Origin of the sequence: Streptomyces sp. NPDC001848 (assembly GCF_042891915.1) — a bacterium.
In the GTDB taxonomy this organism is placed as follows: domain Bacteria; phylum Actinomycetota; class Actinomycetes; order Streptomycetales; family Streptomycetaceae; genus Streptomyces.
This window is the reverse complement of record NZ_JBIATP010000003.1, coordinates 4,097-28,058: the sequence shown is the minus strand read 5'-3', so window position 1 is coordinate 28,058 and position 23,962 is coordinate 4,097. Positions and strand designations below refer to the sequence as shown.

The 23,962-nt window shown below is 72.8% G+C and carries 21 protein-coding genes and 1 pseudogene; 15 read left to right on the top strand and 7 right to left on the bottom strand.

Translation table 11 applies throughout. From position 1 onward, the window contains the following. Nucleotides 1-32 precede the first annotated feature (32 nt). From ACFYZJ_RS06295 to ACFYZJ_RS06270, 6 genes are all read left to right on the top strand, one after another. Nucleotides 33-341: a HypC/HybG/HupF family hydrogenase formation chaperone gene (locus tag ACFYZJ_RS06295; protein ID WP_388563456.1), complete on the top strand. Its 309-nt coding sequence runs from the start codon at nucleotides 33-35 to the stop codon at nucleotides 339-341. Beyond that, complete coding sequence (hypD, locus tag ACFYZJ_RS06290) at nucleotides 338-1,462, top strand: hydrogenase formation protein HypD (RefSeq protein WP_388563454.1); 1,125 nt, start codon at nucleotides 338-340, stop codon at nucleotides 1,460-1,462. The genes ACFYZJ_RS06295 and hypD overlap by 4 nt, the downstream gene beginning before the upstream one ends. Continuing rightward, nucleotides 1,455-2,534 (top strand): hydrogenase expression/formation protein HypE, encoded by a 1,080-nt coding sequence (hypE, locus tag ACFYZJ_RS06285; RefSeq protein WP_388563452.1) that lies wholly within the window; start codon nucleotides 1,455-1,457, stop codon nucleotides 2,532-2,534. Before hypD ends, hypE begins: the two co-directional genes overlap by 8 nt. Before the next feature lie 317 nt (nucleotides 2,535-2,851). Continuing rightward, nucleotides 2,852-4,975 carry an aminodeoxychorismate synthase component I gene (gene pabB, locus ACFYZJ_RS06280; RefSeq protein WP_388564508.1) on the top strand — a complete coding sequence of 708 codons (2,124 nt, stop codon included), beginning with the start codon at nucleotides 2,852-2,854 and terminating at the stop codon, nucleotides 4,973-4,975. Next, a complete protein-coding gene (locus tag ACFYZJ_RS06275) occupies nucleotides 4,972-6,498 on the top strand; it encodes an AMP-binding protein (RefSeq protein WP_388563450.1) in 1,527 nt (508 codons plus the stop codon). The genes pabB and ACFYZJ_RS06275 overlap by 4 nt, the downstream gene beginning before the upstream one ends. Nucleotides 6,499-6,523: 25 nt before the next feature. Beyond that, the gene (locus tag ACFYZJ_RS06270) at nucleotides 6,524-7,321 is read left to right on the top strand and encodes an aminotransferase class IV (protein ID WP_388563448.1); all 798 of its coding nucleotides are present in this window, start codon (nucleotides 6,524-6,526) and stop codon (nucleotides 7,319-7,321) included. Between the two features lie 123 nt (nucleotides 7,322-7,444). Here ACFYZJ_RS06270 and ACFYZJ_RS06265 read toward each other — a convergent pair whose 3' ends face one another. Together ACFYZJ_RS06265 and ACFYZJ_RS06260 are read right to left on the bottom strand one after the other, a co-directional pair. Next, nucleotides 7,445-9,010, bottom strand: coding sequence for a N,N-dimethylformamidase beta subunit family domain-containing protein (locus ACFYZJ_RS06265; RefSeq protein ID WP_388563446.1), 1,566 nt, complete (start codon nucleotides 9,008-9,010; stop codon nucleotides 7,445-7,447). Nucleotides 9,011-9,083: 73 nt separating this feature from the next. Then, nucleotides 9,084-10,244, bottom strand: coding sequence for an AI-2E family transporter (locus ACFYZJ_RS06260; RefSeq protein WP_388563444.1), 1,161 nt, complete (start codon nucleotides 10,242-10,244; stop codon nucleotides 9,084-9,086). Nucleotides 10,245-10,488: 244 nt separating this feature from the next. Between ACFYZJ_RS06260 and ACFYZJ_RS06255 the strand changes: the two genes are divergently transcribed. Continuing rightward, nucleotides 10,489-12,222, top strand: coding sequence for a GAF domain-containing protein (locus ACFYZJ_RS06255; protein WP_388563442.1), 1,734 nt, complete (start codon nucleotides 10,489-10,491; stop codon nucleotides 12,220-12,222). A 97-nt stretch (nucleotides 12,223-12,319) separates the two neighbouring features. Here the strand turns inward: ACFYZJ_RS06255 and ACFYZJ_RS06250 are convergent, their stop codons facing one another. Continuing rightward, a complete protein-coding gene (locus tag ACFYZJ_RS06250) occupies nucleotides 12,320-13,021 on the bottom strand; it encodes a response regulator (protein WP_388563440.1) in 702 nt (233 codons plus the stop codon). 194 nt (nucleotides 13,022-13,215) lie between these two features. Next, on the bottom strand, nucleotides 13,216-13,680 hold the full coding sequence (locus tag ACFYZJ_RS06245) for a cyclic nucleotide-binding domain-containing protein (protein WP_388563438.1): 465 nt from the start codon (nucleotides 13,678-13,680) through the stop codon (nucleotides 13,216-13,218). Between the two features lie 269 nt (nucleotides 13,681-13,949). Here ACFYZJ_RS06245 and ACFYZJ_RS06240 point away from each other — a divergent pair, with 269 nt between their 5' ends. The 6 genes from ACFYZJ_RS06240 to ACFYZJ_RS06215 all read left to right on the top strand — a co-directional run bounded on the left by ACFYZJ_RS06240 (nucleotide 13,950) and on the right by ACFYZJ_RS06215 (nucleotide 20,856). Next, a complete protein-coding gene (locus tag ACFYZJ_RS06240; RefSeq protein WP_388563436.1) occupies nucleotides 13,950-14,855 on the top strand; it encodes a universal stress protein in 906 nt (301 codons plus the stop codon). 162 nt (nucleotides 14,856-15,017) lie between these two features. Then, nucleotides 15,018-17,396 carry a phosphoketolase gene (locus ACFYZJ_RS06235; RefSeq protein ID WP_388563434.1) on the top strand — a complete coding sequence of 793 codons (2,379 nt, stop codon included), beginning with the start codon at nucleotides 15,018-15,020 and terminating at the stop codon, nucleotides 17,394-17,396. 298 nt (nucleotides 17,397-17,694) lie between these two features. Beyond that, nucleotides 17,695-18,762, top strand: a complete 1,068-nt coding sequence (locus tag ACFYZJ_RS06230; RefSeq protein WP_388563432.1) for a zinc-dependent alcohol dehydrogenase family protein — start codon at nucleotides 17,695-17,697, stop codon at nucleotides 18,760-18,762. A 19-nt stretch (nucleotides 18,763-18,781) separates the two neighbouring features. Beyond that, nucleotides 18,782-19,468: a helix-turn-helix domain-containing protein gene (locus ACFYZJ_RS06225; protein WP_388563430.1), complete on the top strand. Its 687-nt coding sequence runs from the start codon at nucleotides 18,782-18,784 to the stop codon at nucleotides 19,466-19,468. A 49-nt stretch (nucleotides 19,469-19,517) separates the two neighbouring features. Continuing rightward, nucleotides 19,518-20,255, top strand: coding sequence for a CBS domain-containing protein (locus ACFYZJ_RS06220; RefSeq protein ID WP_388563428.1), 738 nt, complete (start codon nucleotides 19,518-19,520; stop codon nucleotides 20,253-20,255). 22 nt (nucleotides 20,256-20,277) lie between these two features. Beyond that, a complete protein-coding gene (locus ACFYZJ_RS06215; protein WP_388563426.1) occupies nucleotides 20,278-20,856 on the top strand; it encodes a hypothetical protein in 579 nt (192 codons plus the stop codon). A 145-nt stretch (nucleotides 20,857-21,001) separates the two neighbouring features. On the opposite strand, the gene ACFYZJ_RS06210 is transcribed toward ACFYZJ_RS06215, so the two are convergent. The 3 genes from ACFYZJ_RS06210 to ACFYZJ_RS06200 form a co-directional block, all read right to left on the bottom strand. Next, on the bottom strand, nucleotides 21,002-21,655 hold the full coding sequence (locus ACFYZJ_RS06210) for a CBS domain-containing protein (RefSeq protein WP_388563424.1): 654 nt from the start codon (nucleotides 21,653-21,655) through the stop codon (nucleotides 21,002-21,004). 50 nt (nucleotides 21,656-21,705) lie between these two features. After that, the gene (locus tag ACFYZJ_RS06205) at nucleotides 21,706-22,161 is read right to left on the bottom strand and encodes a Crp/Fnr family transcriptional regulator (protein WP_388563422.1); all 456 of its coding nucleotides are present in this window, start codon (nucleotides 22,159-22,161) and stop codon (nucleotides 21,706-21,708) included. 324 nt (nucleotides 22,162-22,485) lie between these two features. Then, nucleotides 22,486-22,743, bottom strand: a complete 258-nt coding sequence (locus ACFYZJ_RS06200) for a DUF1876 domain-containing protein (RefSeq protein WP_388563420.1) — start codon at nucleotides 22,741-22,743, stop codon at nucleotides 22,486-22,488. 231 nt (nucleotides 22,744-22,974) lie between these two features. Here ACFYZJ_RS06200 and ACFYZJ_RS06195 point away from each other — a divergent pair, with 231 nt between their 5' ends. Both ACFYZJ_RS06195 and ACFYZJ_RS06190 read left to right on the top strand, forming a co-directional pair. Further along, nucleotides 22,975-23,526 (top strand): hypothetical protein, encoded by a 552-nt coding sequence (locus tag ACFYZJ_RS06195; RefSeq protein ID WP_388563419.1) that lies wholly within the window; start codon nucleotides 22,975-22,977, stop codon nucleotides 23,524-23,526. A 159-nt stretch (nucleotides 23,527-23,685) separates the two neighbouring features. After that, nucleotides 23,686-23,962 (top strand): annotated as a pseudogene (locus ACFYZJ_RS06190) (nitrate reductase); the annotation flags it as partial.

The following is a 23,962-nucleotide window of genomic DNA, read 5'->3' as shown; positions in this document are numbered from 1 at the left end:
GGCGACGCACCCCCCACAGCGAGGAGAGGCCCATGTGCCTGGCGGTACCCGGCAGAGTGCTGGACATCGAGGAACGCGACGGCACCCGAATGGCCACCGTCGACTTCGGCGGTGTGGTCAAGGAGGTGTGCCTGGAGTACCTGCCCGACCTCCAGGTCGGCGAGTACGCCATCGTCCACGTCGGCTTCGCCCTGCAGCGCCTGGACGAGGAGTCGGCACGACAGACGCTCGAGCTGTTCGCCGAACTCGGCATGCTGCAGGAGGAGTTCGGCGACCCCTGGGAAATGGCCGCGGAGGCGGGTGGGGTGCTGCCGCCCGCGCGCGAGGAGGCGCGGAAGTGAAGTACATCGACGAGTTCCAGGATCCGGATCTGGCACGCCGGCTCCTCGACGAGATCCACGCCACGGTGACCCGGCCCTGGGCACTGATGGAGGTCTGCGGCGGACAGACGCACAGCATCATCCGCCACGGCATCGACCAACTGCTGCCCGACCAGGTCGAACTGATCCACGGGCCGGGCTGCCCGGTCTGCGTGACCCCTCTGGAGGTCATCGACAAGGCGCTGGAGATCGCCTCCCGACCCGAGGTGATCTTCTGCTCCTTCGGCGACATGCTCCGCGTGCCCGGGACCGGACGGGACCTGTTCCAGGTGCGCGGTGAGGGCGGCGACGTCCGGGTCGTCTACTCCCCGCTGGACGCCCTGAGGATCGCCCAGCAGAACCCCGGCCGGCAGGTGGTGTTCTTCGGCATCGGCTTCGAGACCACCGCGCCGCCCAACGCCATGACGGTGTACCAGGCGCGCAGGCTCGGCATCCCGAACTTCAGCATGCTGGTCTCCCACGTGCGCGTCCCGCCCGCCATCGAGGCGATCATGCGGTCCCCGCAGTGCCGGGTGCAGGGCTTCCTGGCCGCGGGGCACGTGTGCAGCGTGATGGGGATCGACGAGTACCCGGAGCTGGCGGAGCGCCACCGGGTCCCGATCGTGGTGACCGGGTTCGAACCGCTCGACATCCTGGAGGGCGTGCGCCGGACCGTGGCCCAGCTGGAGCGCGGTGAGCACACCGTCGACAACGCCTACGCGCGCGCGGTGCGACCCGAGGGGAACCCGGCCGCCAAGGCCATGCTGGAGGACGTCTTCGAGGTCACCGACCGCTCGTGGCGCGGCATCGGCGTCATCCCGGACAGCGGGTGGCGGTTGTCCGCCAAGTACCGCGACTACGACGCCGAGTACCGCTTCTCGGTCGAGGGCATCCGGACCGAGGAGCCGGCCGCCTGCCGCAGCGGCGAGGTCCTGCAGGGCCTGCTCAAGCCGCACCAGTGCGAGGCGTTCGGCACCGTGTGCACCCCGCGCACCCCGCTCGGCGCCACGATGGTCTCCAGCGAGGGCGCCTGCGCCGCGTACTACCTCTACCGGCGCCTGGACACCACCCCTGCGGCACGGGAGGCGACCTCCGTTGTCTGACGCCATCGACCTGACCGCGCCGCTGCCGGACCCGGCGGCCTGGACCTGTCCGGCTCCGCTGCGCGACCAGTCCCGGATCGTGATGGGCCACGGCGGGGGCGGGGCGCTGTCCGCCGAACTGGTCCAGGGCGTGTTCGCGCCCGCGTTCGGGGGCGAGGTGCTGCACCGGCTCGGCGACGCCGCCGCGCTGTCGCTGGGCGGTCTGCGCCTGGCCTTCTCCACCGACTCCTTCGTGGTGCGGCCGCTGTTCTTCCCCGGCGGCAGCATCGGCGACCTCGCCGTCAACGGCACCGTCAACGACCTCGCCGTCAGCGGGGCGCGGGCGGCCTACCTCTCCTGCGGGTTCATCCTGGAGGAGGGTGTCGAACTGGACACGGTCAGCCGGGTCGCCGACGCACTGGGCGCGGCCGCGCGGGCGGCCGGGGTCGAGGTGGTGACGGGCGACACCAAGGTGGTGGAAGCCGGCCACGGCGACGGCATCTACATCAACACGGCCGGGATCGGGCTCATCCCGGCGGGTGTCGACCTGCGGCCGCAGCGGGTCGTGCCCGGGGACGTCGTGATCGTCAGCGGTGCGATCGGCGTGCACGGTGTGGCGATCATGAGCGTGCGGGAGGGGCTGGAGTTCGGCGTGGAGATCGTGAGCGACTGCGCGCCGCTGGGCGGACTGGTCGACGCCATGCTCGCCGTCACCCGGGACCTGCACATGCTGCGGGACCCCACCCGGGGCGGGCTGGCCGCCGCCCTGAACGAGATCGCCGCCGCGGCGGGCGCCGGGGTCGTCATCGAGGAGCGCAAGGTCCCCGTCCCGCCCGCCGTCGCCAACGCGTGCGCCGTGCTGGGCCTGGACCCGATGTACGTGGCGAACGAGGGCAAGCTGGTGGCGTTCGTGCCCCGCCAGCACGCCGACGCCGTGGTGGACGCGATGCGGGCCCACCCGCGCGGTGCCGAGGCCGCGATCATCGGCGAGGTGGTCCGGGATCATCCGGGCATGGTGGTGGCGCGTACCGGGCTGGGGGGTACCCGGGTGGTGGACATGCCGCTCGGGGAGCAGCTGCCCAGGATCTGCTGATCCAAGGGCATCGAAGGGGCCCACATGCTGGTGCACGAGGACCCCGCCGGGTTCTGCGACCCGGCGGGGTCCCGTCGCCTTCCGGACACTCGAAAAGACCGCGATTGAACGTTTGAACGTGAACCGCCGTCCCTCCGTATTCGATGGTGTGACCAGGAATCCCGTCACCGTCGCACATCAGGTGGTGGCGGGCCGCGCGGCCGATTTCCACTCAGCGTTTTTCAAGAAAAGGCCGTATCCGCCGCTCCAGGTGCTCCGTGGACGGCACGAACGGCGGACTGCTCGAGGCCCGGGAACGACGCAAGGGAGGTGAGCGGGTGAAGACCCTGCTCATCGACAATCACGACTCGTACACCTACAACCTGTTCCAGTTGATCACCGAGGTCAATGGCGAGCAGCCGACGGTGCTCCTCAACGACACACCCGCCGACGCCGTGCCGGACCTCGCGGAGTTCGACAACGTGGTGGTCTCGCCGGGCCCCGGACACCCCGCCGAACCCCGCGACTTCGGCATCGCCGCCCGGATCATCGCCGAGGCCCGCATCCCCGTGCTCGGCGTCTGCCTCGGCCACCAGGGCATAGCGGCGGGGGAGCGGGGCCGCATAGCGCGGGCGCCGCAGCCCCGGCACGGGCACCTGTCCACCGTCCGGCACGACGGCCGGGACCTGTTCCACGGGCTGCCGCAGAACTTCACGGCCGTGCGCTACCACTCGCTGGCCGTCACGGAGCCGCTGCCGGAGACACTGGAGGCCACCGCCTGGGCGGAGGACGGCGTGGTGATGGGCCTGAGGCACCGCACCCGGCCGCTGTGGGGCGTGCAGTTCCACCCGGAGTCCGTGCTCACCGACTACGGCCACCGCCTGCTCGTCAACTTCCGCAACCTGACCGCCGAGCGTGCCCGCAGACCCCGTACGAAGAACACCACCATTCCTCGTTCCCCGTCCGTCGCCCGCCCCCGCCGTGCCACGCCCCCCGCCCACCGGCTGCACTACCGCCGCCTGCCCGGCGCCGTCGACGCCGAGGCCGCCTTCGCCCGGATGTGCAAGGACGCCCCGCGTGCGTTCTGGCTGGACAGCGCACGCGTCGAGCCGGGTCTCGCCCGCTTCTCGTTCTTCGGTGACGGCACCGGCCCCCTGGCCGAGTTCGTGCGCTACGACGTCGAGGCCGGTGTGTGCGAGGTCGAACGGCCCGGCCGGCCCCCGCGCAAGGTGCGTGCGAGCATCTTCGACCACCTCAAGCGGCAGCTCGCGACCCGCCGCGTCGACGCCACCGGACTGCCCTTCGACTTCACCGGCGGCTATGTCGGCTACTTCGGCTACGAGACGAAGGCCGACTGCGGCTCTCCCAACCGCCACCGGGCCCGAACCCCCGACGCCTGCTGGCTGTTCGCGGACCGCCTCATCGCCGTGGACCACGAGGAGGGCGCCACCTACGCGGTCTGCCTCGCCGAGGACACCCCGCAGGCCACGCAGGAGGCGAACGACTGGCTGGACGCCGCCACGGCCCAGCTCACCTTCGTCACGGGACGGGACACGGCGACCGAGCCGCCGGGCGACGAGCCGGGGCCCGAGCCCACCGCTGCCGAGCCGTGGCTCGTCCGGGACCGTGCCACCTACCTCGCGGACATCGAGGCCTGCAAGGACGCGCTCCGGGCGGGCACCAGCTACGAGGTCTGCCTGACCGACGCCGTGCGGTTACCGGCACCGCGCGACCCGTACGCCTTCTACCGGGCGCTGCGCCGCGTCAACCCCGCCCCCTACGCGGCGTTCCTGCGGTTCGGCGACCTGCAGGTGGCCGGTTCCTCACCCGAGCGGTTCCTGCGGATCGGTCCGGACGGGGTCGCCGAGGGCAGGCCGATCAAGGGCACCGCCCCCCGCGGGGAGAACCCGGCGCAGGACGCACGGCTGCGGCACTCGCTGGCCGTGGACGACAAGACCCGCGCCGAGAACCTCATGATCGTCGACCTGCTCCGCAACGACCTCGGCCGGGTCTGCGAGACCGGATCCGTACGGGTCACCCGGCTCATGGCCACCGAGACGTACGCCACCGTGCACCAGCTGGTCTCCACCGTCGAGGGGCGGCTGCGCGAGGGGGTGGACGCCGTGGACTGCGTCCGCGCCTGCTTCCCCGGCGGCTCGGTGACCGGCGCCCCCAAACTGCGCACCATGGAGATCATCGACGGCCTGGAGAACGAGGCCCGCGGCGTGTACTCCGGCGCCCTCGGCTACTTCGGCTGCGGTGGCGGCGCCGACCTGAGCACCGTCATCCGCACCGCCGTCATCACCGACGGCCTGCTGCACCTCGGCGCCGGCGGTGCCATCGTCCTCGATTCCGGTCCGGCCGCCGAGTACGACGAGATGCTGCTGAAGACCGCCGCCCTGATGCGCGCCTACCGGGAGCACACCGCCGCCCCGGCCGCCGAGGAGGAGCCGGCCCGATGACCACACCCCAGGCCACGCTCGTGCCCGCCGACGCCCAGGCCCCCGGCAATCTCGCGGCCCGGCTCGCCGCGCTCGCCGAGCGGCGGGCGTGGACCGACCGGCCCGCCTTCCACCAGGGCCACCGCACCTGGACCCACGGCCAGGTGCACGACCTCGCGGCCCGCGCGGCCACCGTCCTCGCCGACCACGGCCTGGGCCCCGGCGACCGGGTGCTGCTCGCGTTGCCCGACTCCGTCGCCTGGGTGACGGCGTTCCTCGCCACCGCGCGCCTCGGCGCCGTCGCGGTCCTGGTCGACCCCGAACTCGCCCCGCCCGAACTGAAGTTCATGGCTGAGGACACCGAGGCCGTGCTGTGCATGACCGGCCCGGGCCTCGACGACCGGTTCCCGCGCCGCGTCCGGCTCGGCCCCGACCAGCTCGTCGCGCTCGCCCGGACCGCACCGCCCACGACCACCGCCCACCAGGCCGACCCGCACACCCCGCTCTACATCCAGTACACCTCCGGAACGACCGGCCGCCCCAAGCCAGTCGTGCACGGCCACGGCGACCCGAAGGCGTACCACGACCTCATCGGCCGGCGACTGCTGCGCATCACCCCCGACGACGTCACCCTGTCGGTGTCGAGGATGTTCCTCGCCTACGGCTTCGGCAACACCTTCGTCCTCCCGCTGTGCTCCGGCTCCTCCGCCGTCCTGGTGGACCGCCGCCCGACCCCCTCTGCCGTGGACGAGCTCGTCGTGCGCCACCGGGTGACCCTGCTGTACTCGGTGCCCTCCCAGTACGCGGCTCTGGCGGCGGAGTGCGCGGACGGGCACGAGGCGTGCTTCGCCTCCGTCCGGGCCGCGGTGTCGTCCGGGGAGGGGCTGCCCGCCGGGCTCGGCCGGCGCATCACCGATCTGCTCGGCGCTCCCGTCCTGGAGCAGATCGGCTCCACGGAGGCCGGACACGCCTTCTGTGCCAACAGCTTCGACCACAACCACCCCGGCACCGTCGGCCGTCCCGTGCCCGGCTTCGAGGTGGAGGTGCGCGACGCCGCCGGAGGCCCGCTGCCCGACGGAGAGGAGGGCGAGCTGTGGGTGCGCGGGCCGACGGTGACGCCCGGCTGTCCGGGCCGGCCCGAGGAGACCGCCCGCACCCCCGTCGGCGGCTGGCTGGCGACCGGGGACCGGACGCGCCGCAACCCCGACGGCACCTTCACCCACCTGGGCCGCGCGGACGACGTGGAGATGGTCGGCGGCATCACCGTCTCCCCGCTGGAGGTGGAGGCACTGCTGCGCACACACCCGGACGTGCAGGAGGTCGCGGTCGCCACCGTCACCGACCACCGGGGCGCGGGCCGACTGCGTGCCTTCGTCGTCCCCGTCACCCCGATCCCCGTCGGCCTGGAGGCCGACCTCATCTGCCTGGCCCGCGAGAACCTCACCGCCTCCCAGGTGCCCCACGGCGTCAGCTTCGTACCGTCGCTGCCCCGCACCCCCACCGGCAGGCTCCGCCGCCACCTGGTCCGCCGGGGAGCGTGGTGACCGCGGCCGGCAGAAAGGAACCCCGATGATCCGACCGGCCATCGCCGAGGACCTGCTGACCTGGACACCGGCCGACGGGCTGTCCACCGGGCCCGACCCGGACGGGCGGCTGCTCGTCGCCGACTCCTGGCTGCTACGGGACGGACGCGTCCGGGGCTTCGAGCGCCACCGCGAGCGTTTCCTGCGCGCCTGCGGCGACTGCGACGGGCCACCGCTGCGCCGGCTCCTGGAGTTCTGGCGGGACATGACGACCGCGCTGCCGCGCACGGGGGAGTGGTTTCCGCGGGTCGAACTCACCGCACGGCCGCCCCTGTTGAGGCTGCGGCTGCGCAAGGCCCCGCCGTCGGCCCGGGACCTGCGGCTGTGGGCGGTGGGCCAGCCCGACCCGCGGACCACGCCCCGCCGCAAGGGCCCGGACCGGGACCGGCTGGCCCGGATCCGCAACCGGGCCTCGCTGCACGGCGCCGACGAGGCCGTGCTGATCACCCCGTCCGGGGTGGTGCTGGAGGCGGCCCACTCCAGCGTGGTGTGGTGGGAGGAGGACACCCTGTGCCTGCCCTCACCGCATCTTCCCGTTCTCGCCGGGGTGACCGTCGCCCTCGTCCAGGAACACGCCGCCCGGACCGGCGTCCGTGTCGCGCACCGCGAGCGGACCGTCGAGGAACTCGACGGCCGCGAGGTGTGGCTGGTGAACGCCCTGCACGGCATCCGGCCCGTGACGGAATGGACGGAACGGCCCATGACGGCGGGACGCGCGGCACGCGCGCCGGAATGGCAGGCCCGACTCGACGCCGCAATGGAGCCGTTGCCGGAAAGCCGCTGAATTTCGTCCGCAGACGCCGAGGCCGTTTCCGGACCCCGGTGCCGCGCGAGTTGTTTTCGGACGAATTCGAGGAATCCACTTCCGGGTGGGCTGAGGGGTCCCGGGGTCGACCGGGAATTCCTTTCACGCCGATCCCTTGTAGACGTCCTTCACGTTCGGGCGCGGCGCGGGTCGATGGCCGGCGGCCGGGCCCAGCGCGAAGGCGTGCAGCAGGTTCTCCGTCGTCCGGGTGACGAAGGCACGGGTGCGGGCGTCCATGCCGTGGTCGCGTCCCCCGTCCGGGGTGCCGGCCATCAGGGCCTCCACCCAGCGCATGGTGCCGGTCGCGAAGACCCCCGCCCCGCTCGGGACCGTGTAGTACGCCGAGTCGCTGGTGCTGCGCCGGCCGTTGCACACCAGCGGCGAGTGGGCCGTGATCTCCAGGGGTTCCGGGACGGGCGCGCCGGGGGTGACCCGGTCGTACTCCACACCGACCAGATGGGCGAAGCCGTCGCCGGGGCGCACGCCCGTCCCCTCGTACAGCCAGTGGTCCGCCGCGCGCACGACGTACGGCGCGTCCGTCGGGTAGCCCTCGTACAGCACGCCCGTCATCGACGACTCCGGATCGGCCCCCGGGGACTGACGGAAGTCCGTCGTCACCAGCGTGGGGTGGGTGGTGTAGCAGGGGTCGGCACGGAAGGACGACTTGTAGCAGACCACGGTACGGTCGGGCCCAGCCTCGCCCTGCTCCAGCCGGACCCGGCGGAAGCAGGTGTTGGCCCCGAGGAAGGCCACGTTGGTGCCCGCGTCGCGGGCCTGGGTGACATGCCGGCGCTGCTCCGGTGTCCAGTACTCGTCGTGACCGAGGCAGATGACGGCCCTCGCGCCGCGCAGCACACCCGGGTCGCGGTGCACGTCCATCCCGGTGGTGTAGGCGAGGGGGATGCCGAGCCGCTCGGCCAGCACCACCGCCGCCCGCTCGTACACCAGGAACTTCTCCGCGCCGCTGGAGCCGTAGGGCCGGTCGAAGCTGACGGCGAGGGACCGGGCGGCGTACGCCCCCGAGGGACCCTCGTAGAGGCTGTAGCCACCCCACCGGTTGTACGCCTGCCAGGTCGCCGGGGCGTGCATCAGCACCGTACGGCCCGAGCCCCGCGTGGAGCGCACGATCAGCGGCACGTACCGCTGGTGGCCGCCCTCCGCGTCCAGCCGCAGCAGATACGCGCCCTCGGGCCAGCCCGCCGTGCCGAAGGCGAGCGTGCGCCTCCAGTCGGTGCGGACGGTGCGGGTGTCGGATGCGAAGCGCGGCTCCGGCTGGACGCGGCCCGGTATGCGCCCGGAGGACCAGACCAGCCGGGCCTCGGCCCCGCCGTACCAGCCGACGCGGAAGGCCGAGACACGGAACGACGGTGCGGTCGTCGACACGTACAGACCGCACTCCTCGCCCGGGGTCACGCTCACCCGGTCCGTGTACCCGACGACGGCCGTCGCGGGACCTTGGGAGCGGATACGCCAATCGGGTGTGCCGGCGCGATCCCGTTCCGCCTCGGGAAGGTGCGAGGCGGCCGCGTGGGGACGGTGCGTGGCAGGGGCCGGGTCGCAGGCGGCGGCCGCCGAGACGAGCCCGACGCCCGCGCACGCTTCCAGGAAGGTCCTGCGCCGTATGTGCTCCGTCCCGTGCCGCGGCACCTCTCGCTGGTCGGGGCCCACATCGCCTCCCGTGCGTCCGGGTGTCCCCCCGCCTCCGCGAGTCAGCGTGGCACAGCGGGCAGGGGCGCGCGCCTCAGGGAGGCGCCGGGCGCAGCGCCTGCAGCACCGCCCAGGCGACGGACACGAACGGCACGGCCACCACGGCACCGACCACGCCCGCGACGATGCTCCCCGCGATGACGGAGACGGCGACGACCAGCGGGTGCAGCCGGACGGCCCAGCTCATCACGACGGGGTGCAGGACATGCCCCTCGATCTCACCGATGACGACGATGAGCAGCACCACGGCCGCGGCCGTGATCGGACCGCGCCCGGCCAGGGCGACCACGGTGGCCACGGCGAGCGCGACCGGCGAGCCGACCAGCGGTACGAAGGTGGCGAAGAACTCCAGCAGGGTGAGCGGCAGCGCGAGCGGCACCCGCAGGACCAGCAGGACGATGCCGACGAGGATGGCGTTGGTCGCGGCCACGATGATGATGCCCCGCGTGTACCCGGCGAAGGTCCGCCAGGCCGCGTGCCCCGCCCGGTCCCACGCCGGCCGGGCGCCCCGCGGCAGGAGCTGGTCGCGCACCCAGGACCACAGGCGTTCGCCCGAGTGGATGAAGAAGACGGCGAAGAACAGCGCGAGGGCGAGCCCGGTGACCAGCTCGACGACCCGGGTCAGTCCGCTGAGAGCGCTGCTGAACAGCGCCGCCCGGTGGGACGAGAGGTAGGAGGCGATCTGGTCCAGCAGGTGCGACAGGGTCTTGTGACTGAGCCGGAACGGCGGGCGTTCGAGCCACTGCTCGATCCTCTGGACGCCGCCGCGGAACTCCCCGGTCAGCTTTCCCCATTCGCCCGCCACCGCCTCACCCACGAGGGTGAACAGGGCGACCAGGAGCAGCAGGCTCCCCACGAGGGAGACCGCGACGGTCAGGGAACGTGGCAGCCAGCGGCCGAGCAGGTCGGCGAGGGGACGCAGCACCGAGGTGATCACCAACCCGAGGAACAACGCGACGGCGATGAGCTGGAAGCGGCCGAGGATGGTGAAGACGCCGTAGACGACGATGCCGACGAGGACCAGGCGCCAGGCGTAGGCGGCGGCGACGCGCAGCCAGGGAACGACCCGCTCGGCCGTGGGCACCCGGTCGGCGGTCCGGGCGTGCGGAGGGAGGCGCACGGACGGGTACGGCCGGCTGCCCCGTACGACACGCACCCTGCGCCGCCCCCGCCCCGTCCCGCCCGCGTCCGCCACCACACCTCCCGCGCGCCGACTCCCGGTCACCTCCTGAAGTCAGTAGGCACCAACCGCACACCCGCCGCCACAGCAGGCGCCCCCACCCACGGCCGGCGGCCATGGCCATGCCCGCGCACACCGCCGAACAGCTCACTCCGAATGAACGCCTGAGCCCGCCGTCCGGCCCGAAAGTCAGTATCGTGAGGGCGGGAGAGTCGCCGTTGGCCCGCACCCTGTCTGCGTGATCCGGTCGGAGGAAGCGATGAGCGGGGAAGCGCGCGGGCGGTCCGAACAGCATCTGCCCAAGCTGCGGCTTGACGAGCTGCTGGACGAACTGCAGACCCGCATCGACGCGGCACGCGGCACCCAGGACCGGGTGCGCCGCCTCCTTCAGGCCGTGCTGTCGGTCGGACGCGAACTCGATCTGGCGCAGGTGCTGCGCAGCATCGTCGAGGCCGCCGTGGTGCTCGTGGACGCCGAGTACGGCGCGCTCGGCGTCATCGGTGACGACCTCACGCTCTCCCAGTTCCTCACCGTCGGCGTCAGCGAGGACGCCCGAGCGAGCATCGGGGCGCTGCCCAGCGGGCACGGCATCCTTGGTGAGCTGATCCGCCATCCGGAGCCGCTGCGCCTGTCCGAGATCTCCGACCACCCGGCCTCCTACGGCTTCCCGGCCCACCACCCGCCGATGCACTCCTTCCTCGGCGTGCCCATCCGGGTCCGCGACCAGGTGTTCGGGAACCTCTACCTCACCGAGAAACGCGGCGCCGAGGAGTTCGACGCCGAGGACGAGGCCGTGCTCTCCGCCCTGGCGGTGGCGGCCGGCGTCGCCATCGAGAACGCCCGGCTGTACGAGGAGACACGGCTGCGCGAGCGCTGGGTGAGGGCCAGCTCCGAGGTCACGAGCGCCCTGCTGTCGGGTGCCCCGAGCGGGGACGTGCTGGAGTTGATCGTGGAGCAGGCGCGCCGGATCGCCTCCGCCGAGGTCGGCATGATCGCCGAACGGGTGCCCGGGGAGGACGTGCTGCGCCCGATGTTCGCGGTCGGCCGCGAGGCCGACAGGCGCCGCGGCCTTGTGATGTCCCGGCAGGACGGTTTCGTGGAGGCCGCGCTGAGCACCGCCGAACCGGTGGTCAGCCCCGACATCCGGCACGATCCCCGGATCGACCCGGACTCGGCCCTGTGGAGCGGACTGGGACCCGTGGTCGGCGTACCGCTGGTGGCGAGCGGCAAGTCCATCGGCGTCCTGGTGCTGGGGCGCACGGCGGGACGCACCCCGTTCACGGATACCGACGCCGGCCCCCTGCTCGGGTTCGCGGGGCAGGCGGCCCTGGCCCTGGAGCTGGCCGAGCGGCGCCGGGACGCCGAGCAGATCACGCTGCTGAAGGACCACGACCGGATCGCCCGCGATCTGCACGACCTCGCGATCCAGCGGCTCTTCGCGGCCGGTATGACCCTGCAGAGCACCCAGCGCTTCGTCGACCACCCGGAGGCCGCCGAACGGCTGTCGCGGACCGTCGACGACCTCGACGAGACCATCAAGATCATCCGGTCCACCATCTTCGGGCTGCGCGCGCACGCCGACCGCGGGCAGCAGGAGTCGGGACTGCGCACACGGGTGTCGGAGACGGTGACGGCGTCGGCCGACTCGCTGGGTTTCACACCCGCGCTGCGCATCGAGGGCCTTGTGGACACCGACGTCCCGGCCGAGGTCGCCGACGATGTGACCGCCGTGCTCGGGGAGGCCCTGAGCAACTCCGCCCGGCACTCCGGGGCACGCTCCGTGGACGTCCATCTGCGGCTCGACGGGGGTGAGCTGACGCTCACGGTGGCCGACGACGGCTGCGGCGTCCCGGCCGGTGCTGTCCGCAGCGGCCTGCGGAACCTAGAGGAACGGGCCGTCGCCCTCGGCGGCACGCTCAGCGTGGGGGAACAGCCGCAGGGCGGCGGGACCCGGCTGGTGTGGCGTGTTCCGGTGCGGCCGGAGGGTGACTGAGGGTGCGGCCCGGCGGGTGAGCGGCGGTACGGCATCCTGAAGTGCCGTACCGCACGTGAAGTGCCGTACCGCATCCTGAAGTGCCGGACGGTACGGCTCAGCGGGCGGTGCGGTCGCCCGATTCGGACGGTTTCAGATGGGAGACGAGGACGGCCGCCTGGACGCGGCGCTGCACGCCCAGCTTGGCCAGCAGCCGCGAGATGTGGTTCTTGACCGTCTTCTCCGACAGATAGAGCCTCTTGCCGATCTCCCGGTTGGTCAGCCCGTCCCCGATCAGCGTGAGGATGTCACGCTCGCGCGGGGAGAGGCCGGCCAGTTCGGGGGACAGGGCCGGCTGCTCGGCGGGGTCCGCGCGCAGCGAGTGCATCAGCCGCGCGGTCGTCGCCGGGTCGAGCATCGACTGGCCGGATGCGACGGTGCGGACGGCGGACACCAGGTCGGAGCCCTTGATCTGCTTCAGGACGTACCCCGAGGCGCCCGCCATGATGGCGTCGAGCAGGGCGTCCTCGTCGTCGAACGAGGTCAGCATCAGACAGGCCAGCTCGGGCATGCGGCTGCGCAGCTCACGGCAGACGGTGATGCCGTCGCCGTCCGGCAGGCGCACATCGAGGACGGCCACGTGCGGGCGCACCGCCGGACCGCGGGCGAGCGCCTGTTCGACGGTGTCGGCGTCCCCGACCACCGAGATGTCGGGTTCCGCGTCCAGCAGGTCGGCCAGGCCACGTCGTACGACCTCGTGGTCGTCCAGCAGGAACACCCGGATCGGGTCCTGCTCGCTGAAGGTGCGCGCCTCGGCCATGACGACTCCTCGTTCCCCTCATCGAACCTCTGCCGAAGGACGGACCACGGCCGCCCATTGTCGACGATCATCACGCACCCCGCCCCGACGCACTAGGGCCGACCGGCCCCACTCGCCGCCGCCCGCTCTGTCCGGCCCCGGCCCAGACGCCGTGGACCGCGGCCCCGCCGGGGCGTGCCGTCCTCGGCCCCCCGTCAGCCGAAGCTGCCGCTGCCGTAGGGGGCGTACAGGTCCAGCAGCCGGGTGCGTTCCGAGCCGAGGCGGTGCGACAGGACGCCGCCCATCCACTGGGCGACCGCGAAGCCGAGCGCCGGATCGTCCTGGCACATCGAGCGGACCGCGGCGGCGTCGAACTCGTACGCCCGCACCGGCGTCGTCACCTCGGCGCCCAGGTGCCAGGCGTGCGAGCCGAACAGCCAGGACCAGCCGAGGAGTTCGTCGTGCCCGAGGGTCTCGATGACGGCGGCGCGGCGGCCGGGAACGTGCAGATCGAGGTCGACCGTGCCGGAGCGGATGATCCAGAACCGGTCGGCGCGTCCGCCCTCCTCGCACAGGCGCGTTCCCTGCGGGAAGGACACCTCACGGGCGGTGCGCATCAGCCGCTCGCGGTGCGCGGTGGGCAGCGCACGCAGAATGCTGGTCGTCGGGGGAGCGTTCATGACGGCCTCCAGGGACGGCGTGGGGACCCTACGCTCCCAGCGTGACCCCGCCGCCCCGCGCGGACCATGGGCCACCCGGCCCCCGGTCCGGGACGTCCGGCACCACGCCGACGACCCCCACGACCTGGGTCATGAGCCCTGGCCGAGGCACCGGGAGGTGAGGAGCCGGCCAGCGGAGCGTTGGGCCGTTGGGCCCCCCTGATGGGTCCCTGCGGCCCCTGCGCACGGCGCCGTTCCCGCGCCAGGCTCGACGCAGGAGCAGCAGAGCCGTGCAGGAGGTGCGCGCCATGGTCCGGCCCCTCACCGCGGGAGTCGACGCGTCCGGCGAGAGCCTCGCGGCCGCCCACTGGGCCGCCCGGGAGGCGCTGCGCCGGGGGGCGCCGCTCCACGTCGTCCACGCATGGAAGCGGCAGCCGCTTCCGGCGCCGTCCGGTGGGTGCGGGGACGACCGGCGCGAGGTGGGGGAGCAGGTCCTGGAGCGGGCCGTCCGCAGTGTGCGCGCCGCGCATCCGGGGCTGGAGGTGCAGGCTCTTCTGCCGGCCGAGTCCCCGGTGACCGCGTTGCTCGCCGCGGCCGAGGACTCGGAGATGCTGGTACTCGGGTCCCGTGGTCTGGGCCGCGTCGCCGGGTTCGTGGTCGGCTGGGTGTCCCAGCGTGTCGTCGCCAGGGCAGCGCGCCCCGTGGTGCTCGTACGCGCCGGTGAGACCTCCGCCGACGAGCACCTGCCGGCCCTGGACGGCGTCTCGCCCGAGGAGATCCCCGAGATCCCCTACCGTGACGTCGTGCTCGGGCTGGACCCGCGGCACCCGCTCGACGAGCCGATCGAGTTCGCCTTCGACTCGGCCCGCCGCCGCGGCACCGCGCTGCACGTGGTCCACGCCGTCGGTGACGTCCACGCACACGCGGCCGGCGGACCGGCGGTGCTGACCGAACAGGAACACCTCGTGAACGCCGCGCTGCGGCCCTGGCGCGAGAAGTATCCCGGGGTCCCGGTGACCGAGACCGTCTCCACGGGCCGCCCCGCCCCGCAGCTGGTGCGTGCCTCCAGCCGCGCCTGTCTCCTCGTCGTGGGGCGCCGGACCCGGGACGGCCTGTTCGGCCCGCACATCGGTTCCGTCGCGCACGCCGTGCTCCACCATGTGGCCTGCCCCGTCGCCGTCGTCCCGCATGCCTGACACCGGCCCGGGGACGGCGGCCCGACCCTGCCGCACCATCCCGCCCGTCCGGTCGCCGTCGTTGCCCCGGCGGACAGGTCTTGCGGCGTTCGCACCTCCCGCACGACGGGTACCCCAGCCCCTCGCGCCCGATGAACACCCCGACGACGTGTGGAGTCACCGATGCCCAACGCCGAGCACCACGGCACCGTACTGACCGACGAGGAACTGCACACCCTTGACGCCCACTGGCGGGCCGCCAACTACCTGGCCGCCGGTCAGATCTACCTGATGTCCAACCCGCTGCTGACCGAGCCCCTCAGGCCCGAGCACATCAAACCCCGCCTCCTCGGCCACTGGGGCACCTCGCCCGGGCTCAACCTCGTGTACACCCACCTCAACCGCGTCATCAAGGCCCGCGACCTGAACGCCCTGTGCGTCTGGGGACCCGGGCACGGCGGACCGTCCGTGTTCGCGGGCTCCTGGCTGGAAGGCTGCTACAGCGAGACCTACCCCGACGTGACACGGGACGCGGCGGGGATGGCGAAGCTGTTCAGGCAGTTCTCCTTCCCGGGTGGCGTACCCAGCCATGTCGCACCGGACGTGCCGGGTTCCATCCACGAGGGCGGCGAACTCGGCTACTCGCTCGCCCACGCCTACGGAGCCGCCTTCGACAACCCGGACCTGGTGGTCGCCTGCGTGATCGGCGACGGCGAGGCGGAGACCGGACCGCTTGCCGCCTCCTGGCACTCCGACAAGTTCCTCGACCCCGTCCACGACGGCGCGGTCCTGCCGATCCTCCACCTCAACGGCTACAAGATCGCGAACCCGACCGTCCTGGCCCGGCTCCCCGAGCCCGAACTCGACGAACTGCTGCGGGGGTACGGCCACGAGCCGATCCACGTCAGCAGCGACGACCCCGTCCAGGTGCACCGGGCCATGGCGGAGGCCTTCGACGCCGCCCTGGACCGCATCGCCGAACTGCAGCGCACGGCACGCGAGGTCGAGACGGCCGAGCGGCCGCACTGGCCGGTGATCGTGCTGCGCACCCCCAAGGGCTGGACCGGGCCCACCGAGGTGGACGGCGAGCCGGTCGCCGGTACCTGGCGCTCCCACCAGGTGCCGCTGGCAGGCGTCCGCGAGAACCCCGAGCACCTCCGTCAGCTGGAGGCCTGGCTGAGGTCGTACCGGCCCGAGGAACTCTTCGACGCCGACGGCCGCCCGCGCGCCGACGTACTCGCCTGCGTGCCCTCCGGTGCCCGCAGGCTCGGCGCCACCCCGCACGCCAACGGCGGGCTGCTCGTCCGCAGCCTGCCGATTCCGCCCCTGGACCGCTTCGCGGTGCCCGTCGACAAGCCGGGCTCGGCCCTGCACGAACCCACCCGCGTCCTCGGCGACCTGCTGGAACGGATCATGAAGGACACCGCGGAGCGGCGGGACTTCCGCCTGGTCGGCCCGGACGAGACCGCCTCCAACCGGCTGCAGGCCGTCCTCGACGCCAGTGGCAAGGCCTGGCAGGCCCAGGTGCTCCAGGTCGACGAGCACCTCGACCGGCACGGCCGCGTGATGGAGATCCTCTCCGAACACCTCTGCCAGGGCTGGCTGGAGGGCTACCTCCTCACCGGCCGCCACGGGCTGTTCTCCTGCTACGAGGCGTTCGTGCACATCGTCGACTCGATGGTCAACCAGCACATCAAGTGGCTGAAGACCTCGCGGCGGCTGCCCTGGCGCGCCCCCGTCGCCTCCCTCAACTACCTGCTGACCTCGCACGTGTGGCGCCAGGACCACAACGGCTTCTCCCACCAGGACCCCGGTTTCGTCGACCACGTCCTGAACAAGAGCCCCGAGGTCGTCCGCGTCTATCTGCCGCCGGACGCCAACACACTGCTGTCCGTCGCGGACCACGCCCTGCGCAGCCGCGACTACGTCAACGTGATCGTGGCGGGCAAGCAGCCGTGCTTCGACTGGCTTTCCCTCGACCAGGCCCGCGCCCACTGTGCGCGCGGCGCCGGGATCTGGGACTGGGCGGGCACCGAGAACGGCCGCGAGCCCGACGTGGTCCTCGCCTGCGCCGGAGACGTGCCGACGCAGGAGGTGCTGGCCGCCGCGCAGCTGCTGCGCCGGCACCTGCCCGAACTCGGGGTCCGGGTGGTCAACGTGGTCGACATGGCCCGGCTGATGCCGCGCGAGGAGCATCCGCACGGTTTGTCGGACTTCGAGTACGACGGCCTGTTCACCGCCGACAAGCCCGTGATCTTCGCCTACCACGGCTACCCGTGGCTGATCCACCGCCTCGCCTACCGCCGCACCGGCCATCGGAACCTGCACGTGCGCGGCTACAAGGAGGCCGGCACCACGACCACGCCGTTCGACATGGTCGTCCGCAACGACCTGGACCGCTACCGCCTCGTCATGGACGTCATCGACCGCGTCCCCGGCCTCGCGGTGCGTGCCGCCGCGGTGCGCCAGGAGATGGTCGACGCCCGCACCCGCCACGACGCGTGGATCCGTGAACACGGTACGGACATGCCGGAGGTCGCGGACTGGACGTGGGCGTCCTGACTCCACCTGTCCGGGGCCGACGGCCTCCGGGGCCGCCGAGGGCTCCCAGGCGGCTTCGGAGGCGGTCGGCAGCGGCAGGCGCCCCCGCAGGGGTACTCGAAAGGCTGCCTGTTCGCTCTCCCGTCGTCCGGCCCGCTCGGGCCGACCGGTGTTCGGGGCCGACCGGCCCAAGCAGATACCCCCAAGGTGCGACAAGCTGGATGTGATGGCCGATTCCGGCATCAACGCCGGATGTAGCGCCGTACCGGCTTCCGGACGGTCCCCGGGCCCCGGCCCGGGGGAGGAAGGAAGGATTGTCATGAAGGGCTTCGTCTTCCACGGTCCCGGGAAGTCCGCCTGGGAGGACGTCCCGGACCCGGACATCAAGGAACCCACCGACGCGATCGTGCGCGTGGAGGCCACCACCATCTGCGGGACGGACCTGCACATCCTCAAGGGCGACGTGCCCGAGGTGCGCCCCGGCACGGTGCTCGGGCACGAGGCGGTCGGCGAGATCGTGGAGGCCGGACGGGACCTGCACGCCGTACAGCCGGGGGAGCGCGTTCTGGTCTCCTGCATCACCGCCTGCGGCCGGTGCGGCTACTGCTGGGAGCGGACGTACGGCCAGTGCCGCGGTGGCGGGGGCTGGACCCTCGGGCATGTGATCGACGGAACCCAGGCCGAGTACGTCCGGGTGCCCCACGCCGACCTGTCCGTGCACGCCCTGCCCGGCACGGTCGACAGCAAGGACGCGGTGCTGCTCGCGGACATCTTCCCCACCGCCTACGAGGTGGGCGTGCTCAACGGACACGTACGCCCCGGGGACAGCGTGGTCGTCGTCGGGGCCGGCCCCATCGGGCTCGCGGCGATCGCCACCGCCCGGTTGTTCGCCCCCGAGCGGATCGTCGCCGTGGACCCGGCCGCGATGCGGCTGGACGCCGCCAAGGGGCTGGGCGCCGATGCCCTGGCCGATCCGGTCGACGCCCAGGAGCTGATCGCCGACCTCACCGACGGACTGGGCGCCGACGTGGTCATCGAGGCGGTCGGCGTGCCGGAGAGCTTCGAGCTGTGCACCAGGGTGGTGCGGCCCGGCGGGCACATCGCCAACGTGGGCGTGCACGGCCGGCCCGTGACCCTGCACCTGGAGGACCTGTGGAGCAGGAACGTCACCATCACCACCGGCCTGGTCGACACCTACTCCACACCCACGCTGCTGCGGATGGCGGCGGCCGGCCGGCTTCCCGCCTCGTCGCTGGTCACGCACACCTTCCCGCTGGACCAGATGGAGGAGGCGTACGACGTCTTCGGCCGGGGCGCCGACACCGGCGCGCTCAAGGTGGTCCTGGGCGGGCAGCAGCACGAAGTCGTCGCCGTCCGGGCGACCTGACGCAAGGAAGTGACGCGCCATGTCCGCACACGCATCGCCGGACGCGGTGGAGGGTCATCAGGGTCACCACCCGCCCGGAAATCTCGGACGCCGGATCGCCCTGCGGCGCGAAGAACTCGGACTGTCCCGAAAGGAGGCGGCGTGCCGGGCGGGCATGGCCTCCAGCTACCTGCAGTACCTGGAGGAGCAGCCCACCGCCGCGCCCGGGGTGAGCACACTGCTGAGGCTGGCCGGCGCACTCGAGACCACGGTGCTCGAACTCACCGGCGGGGACGTCGACCTGCCGCCCGGCCTCGGACAGGCCGGAGGGCACCCCAAGTTCAGCGAACTCAGTATCCGGGAGTGCCGGGACCTGCTGTGCACGCACGGCGTGGGGCGGCTCGCGGTGCCCACGGAATCGGGTCCGGTGATCGTCCCGGTCAACTACGGCGTCGTCGGCGACTCGATCGTCTTCAGGACCGCCCCGGAGGCGGTGCCCTCGCAGGCCGCCGACGCCCAGGTGGCCTTCGAGGTCGACCGCATCGACGGATCGTTCAGTCAGGGCTGGAGCGTGCTCGTGTGCGGTCACGCCCGCACCGTGACGGACCCCGAGTCCGTCCGGCGACTGGAGGAGCAGGCGTACAGCACACCATGGGCGGGCGGGCAACGGGACCTGTGGATCCGTATCGATCCGCACAGAATCACCGGACGGCGCATCACCGTGTGACCGGGCCGGGCGGACCCCGCCGGACGCCTGTCCCCCTTTGGAGGAGACCATGGACGGCACCCCGCACCGCGTCGGCGACGTCATGACCCGCAGGGTCGTCGCCGTCGGCCACGCCGCGACCTTCAAGGACATCGTCAAGGCCATGGGGGAGTGGAAGGTCAGCGCTGTGCCCGTGCTGACGGAGGGCAACCGGGTCGTCGGCGTCGTCTCCGAGGCCGACCTGCTGCGCAAGCAGGAACTCCGCGACGGCGAACCCGGCCGGTACGCGTCCCGGGAGGGGGCGGCCGACCCGGCGCTCGCGGCACCGGACAAGGCCGGCGCGGTGACCGCGGAGGAGCTGATGACCGCACCCGCCGTCACCGTCCACGTGGAGGCGACTCTTGCCCAGGCCGCCCGGTCCATGGCCCGGGCCAGGGTGAAACGTCTTCCGGTGGTCGACGACGAGGGCACGCTGCTCGGCATCGTCAGCCGCTCCGACCTGCTGAAGGTGTACCTGCGCGAGGACGAGGACATCGCCGAGGAGATCCGCCGCGAGATCGTCGCCCGGGTGTTCCCCGCCCCGTCGGAGCCGGTCCACGTGGAGGTGCGGGACGGCGTCGTACGTCTCACCGGCCGCGTCCGCGACACCGGTCTCGTGCCCGTCACCGCACGGCTGGTGCGGAGCGTCGAGGGCGTGGTCGACGTGGACTGCGCGCTCATGGGGCCGCCCCGGGTGCCGGACCTCGAGGCCGACTTCCCCGAGGACGAGGTGTCGCGGTGGCCCTGGAGAGCCGGCAGCATCACGTGACGCTCCGAGAAGGTGACGACCCATGGCGACGACCTGCCGTACGGCCGGGACCAGGGTGTGGCTGTGGCGGTGGCGGCGCAATCCGCTGCTGCGGCGCAGCGACCGCCTCGAGGCCTGGATCGTCCTCGTCACCTGGTTGCTGGTCCTGCTGGCCGGGGTGCTCGCGGGGCGGGCGGCGGCGGGCGCCGTGGAACACGGTCTGGCCGTGCGGGCCGCCCGCTCCCACCCGGTGCGGGCGGTGCTGATCCAGGACGCGGTGTGGAGCCCGAAGGACGTGCCCGCATACGCCGACGGCGGCGCGTGGGCGAAGGTGCGCTGGAGCGCTCCCGGCGGGCCGCACACGGGTCTGGTGAAGGTCGAGCCCGGGCTGAAGGCGGGAGCCGCGGTCACCGTGTGGACGGACCGCGACGGGGACCCGGTGTCCAGACCGGCCACCGGCGCCGAGACACGGCTGCAGGCATCGCTCGTCGGCACGATCGTCGGGTCCGGTGCCGCGGGCGGGGTGCTGGCCTGCGGGTGGCTGGCGCGCGGGCGCCTGGAGCGGCAGCGCATGGAGCAATGGGCCCGGGAGTGGGAGTGCGTCGGGCCTCGGTGGCGGTAAGGAGCAGACCCCGGCGCGTGGTTTGCGGTCGGTGGTGGTTGGGGGTCGGCTCCGGCGCGTGGGCTGCGGTCGGTGGTGGTGGGCGACCTGCTGAGGCGCGCGGTCGGCGCTCGGCAGCGGTGGCCGACCGGCCGGCCACCGGCGGTCAGCCCGCCTCGTCCCCGCAGAGGTGGCAGTCCACGTCGACCACGCCCTCGACGGCCCGCACCAGCCGGACCGTCATGGGGATCATGGTCGTGTCCCCGACCTTTCCCGTGAGCGTGACGACGCCCTCGGCGACCATGACGTGGATCGGCTCCACCGGGGCCGGGAAGAGGACGTCGAGGATGTCGCGGCGTATCTCGTCCGCGATGTCGTCGTCCTCCCGCAGGAACACCTTGAGCAGGTCGGCGCGGCTGACGACGCCCTCGAGCAGACCCTCGTCGTTGACCACGGGGAGCCGCTTCACCTTGCGCAGGGCCATGATGCGGGCCGCCTGGGCGAGGGTGGAGTCGGCGTGCACGGTGACCGCCGGAGCGGTCATCAGCTCGCCCGCGGTCACCGCCCCGGCCTTGGCCAGGTCGGACCGGCGCAGCGCCCGGCTGTACGGGTCCGGATCGGCGTCGCGGAACTCCTCCTTGGGCAGCAGGTCGGCCTCGGAGACCACGCCGACCACCCGGCCCTCCCCCTCCAGCACGGGCAGCGCGCTGACCTTCCACTGCTCCATGAGCTTGACGATGTCCTTGAACGGGGCGTCTCGGCCGACGGCGACGACGGCGTGCGTCATCACGTCGCTGACGACGTGCGGGCCGGCGGTCACGGTCTCCTCCTCGGGGTCGGACGCGGTCCCCGGCGGCGGTGCACCGGCTCTCAGGGGCTGCCGCTGCCGTAGGGGCCGTACAGGTCGAGCAGCCGGGTGCGGGCCGCGTTCAGCCGGTGGGCGAGGACCTGGCCCACCCAGACGGCGACGGCACGGCCGAACTCGGCGTCCTCCGCGCACATCGCCCGCACGGTCACCGCGTCGAACTCGTAGGCCCGCACCGGGGACATGGCCTCGGCGCCCAGCTGCCACACATGGGGGTCGAAGTGCCAGGACCAGCCGACCAGCTCGCCACGGCCCAGCGAATCGATGACGGCGGGCCGACGGCCGGGCACATGCACATCGAGGGCGACGGTCCCGGTCCGCACGATCCAGAACCGGTCGGCCCGACGGCCCTCCTCGAACAGGCGGGTCCCCTCGTCGAAGGAGACCTCGCGGGCGATCCGCATCAGCCGTTCGCGGTGCTCGGCGGGGAGGGCCGCGCCCACGGTGGTGACAGAGGCCATGGCTTCACTGTCCTTTCGTTCCTGCCGCCACGAGGGCAGGCCCGGCCGCACTCGTCGCCGGTACGTCACATGAGCGGCCGCACTCGGCGCCGGTACGTCGCATCAGCCGCACCGGGCGCGGGAACTCCACATGACACATGACGGGGCGGGAAGGACCCATCCGGTTCTCCCGGATCCTGATTGCGCGGTGCGCGGCTGCAGGCCGCTTCCCCGCGTCTTCGGCGGGTCCTTCCCGTCACCTTCAGCACACCACACACCCACCGCGGCCACCAGTGCCGATCGGCCCCAAGGCCCGCCACCGCCACCGGGCGGGGGTGGTGCCCGTCACCGTTCGGCAGGGCCCGCCATCTGCACGATGTCCTCGGAAGCGACATCGTGCAGCCGGATGGCGAGGTCCTCCAGCGCCCGGCTGACGGCGAGCTCGTCGCCGATCTCCGGGATCGGCCGGTCGACGGGGTTGCGCCGGGCCACGCCCCTGCCGGCGACGGTCGACGTCTCACGCGTCCTCAGCACGGCGCGCGCATGGGTGTCGTCGCCGTCCTCGGTGATGTAGATGTCCACGGTCCACTGCTTGGCTTCCATCGGGATCACTTCCCCGCACCACGAGGTGTTCGTGTTCGTCCCCGTCCTGGGCTTTCTTGGGCTTTCTCGGGCAGTCTTCGGCTTCTTCCAGCCTGCGCCTGTCCCCGGGCCCGGTCCACACCGGCCTACCGCAGCCGTGGCGGCATCTTGTGACGGAACACACCGTTTGCCGGGCTGCCTCTGTGATTGGCGCCATTTCTCCGTTTCGGGCCGGCCGGTAGCGTGACGCCGATGTCAGCCGATCTGTCCCCCGTCATAGCCGCCACCACCCAGTGGCTGCTGCGCTCCTTCCCCGGCACCGGAGGAGCCATGGACGCCGCCCTCGCCGAGGCCCAGGCGTCCCAGGCCGTCATGGTCGCCGCCTGGCTGCGCTACCCCACCGAGGCCGACGCGGCCCTCGTCGTGTTCGTCGGGCCCGGCGGCTCCGACCGTCTGGACTGGCTGACCGGAGCGGAGGCGGCGGCCGTCGACGAGGCCGACGCCGGCTGGCGGACCTGGGTGGACGAGGTGGTCGCCAGCTGGGCGGCCTGCCTGCTGACCACCCCCTCCCTGGCCCGCGACGCGGTCGCCGCACTCGACGGCGGCGAGCACGCCCGTGGTCTGGTGTTCGACTTCCGCAGGCTCACCGACCCCGGTGAGCAGGACCGCCGGGCGGCGGCCCTGCTGCGCCACCCCGACCTGTTGGCGCCGCTCGCCGGCCTGCACCGGGAGTCCCTCGTCGAGCGACTGCACGGCGAGCCCGTGGACGAGGGCGGTCAGCTCGGGGACCCGGTCGTCGGCTGACGCAGGTTTGCCGCGAGGGCGCCGGGAAACTCGGCGTCCCGATGACCGGGACCGACCGGATCACCGACATCTGGGGCGCGCGCCTTCGCCCCGGGCACCCGCTGGCCGGAGCGGGTCGACCAGTACCTGACCGTCGACGAGGAGCGCGTCGAGCGCTGGGTGCCCTCGGCGTGCGTTCTGTGCTCCAACGGCTGCGGCCTGGACATCGCCGTCGCCGGCGACCGGATCGTCGGCGTCCGGGGCCGGGCCGGCGACCGGGTCGACCACGGGCGTCTCGGACCCGAGGGCCTGTTCGGATGGCAGGCGAACAACTCCGGCGACCGCCTCACCACGCCCCTTGCCCCGGGCACCCGCTGGCCGGAGCGGGTCGACCAGTACCTGACCGTCGACGAGGAGCGCGTCGAGCGCTGGGTGCCCTCGGCGTGCGTTCTGTGCT

Coding starts and splice junctions, on each gene's coding strand:
- ACFYZJ_RS06255 (WP_388563442.1), top strand. CDS start 10,489: ATGAGCGGGGAAGCGCGCGGGCGGTCCGAACAGCATCTGCCCAAGCTG.
- ACFYZJ_RS06205 (WP_388563422.1), bottom strand. CDS start 22,161: ATGGCCTCTGTCACCACCGTGGGCGCGGCCCTCCCCGCCGAGCACCGC.
- ACFYZJ_RS06275 (WP_388563450.1), top strand. CDS start 4,972: ATGACCACACCCCAGGCCACGCTCGTGCCCGCCGACGCCCAGGCCCCC.
- ACFYZJ_RS06270 (WP_388563448.1), top strand. CDS start 6,524: ATGATCCGACCGGCCATCGCCGAGGACCTGCTGACCTGGACACCGGCC.
- ACFYZJ_RS06245 (WP_388563438.1), bottom strand. CDS start 13,680: ATGAACGCTCCCCCGACGACCAGCATTCTGCGTGCGCTGCCCACCGCG.
- ACFYZJ_RS06295 (WP_388563456.1), top strand. CDS start 33: ATGTGCCTGGCGGTACCCGGCAGAGTGCTGGACATCGAGGAACGCGAC.
- ACFYZJ_RS06230 (WP_388563432.1), top strand. CDS start 17,695: ATGAAGGGCTTCGTCTTCCACGGTCCCGGGAAGTCCGCCTGGGAGGAC.
- ACFYZJ_RS06220 (WP_388563428.1), top strand. CDS start 19,518: ATGGACGGCACCCCGCACCGCGTCGGCGACGTCATGACCCGCAGGGTC.
- ACFYZJ_RS06195 (WP_388563419.1), top strand. CDS start 22,975: ATGTCAGCCGATCTGTCCCCCGTCATAGCCGCCACCACCCAGTGGCTG.
- ACFYZJ_RS06235 (WP_388563434.1), top strand. CDS start 15,018: ATGCCCAACGCCGAGCACCACGGCACCGTACTGACCGACGAGGAACTG.
- ACFYZJ_RS06250 (WP_388563440.1), bottom strand. CDS start 13,021: ATGGCCGAGGCGCGCACCTTCAGCGAGCAGGACCCGATCCGGGTGTTC.
- ACFYZJ_RS06215 (WP_388563426.1), top strand. CDS start 20,278: ATGGCGACGACCTGCCGTACGGCCGGGACCAGGGTGTGGCTGTGGCGG.
- ACFYZJ_RS06225 (WP_388563430.1), top strand. CDS start 18,782: ATGTCCGCACACGCATCGCCGGACGCGGTGGAGGGTCATCAGGGTCAC.
- ACFYZJ_RS06200 (WP_388563420.1), bottom strand. CDS start 22,743: ATGGAAGCCAAGCAGTGGACCGTGGACATCTACATCACCGAGGACGGC.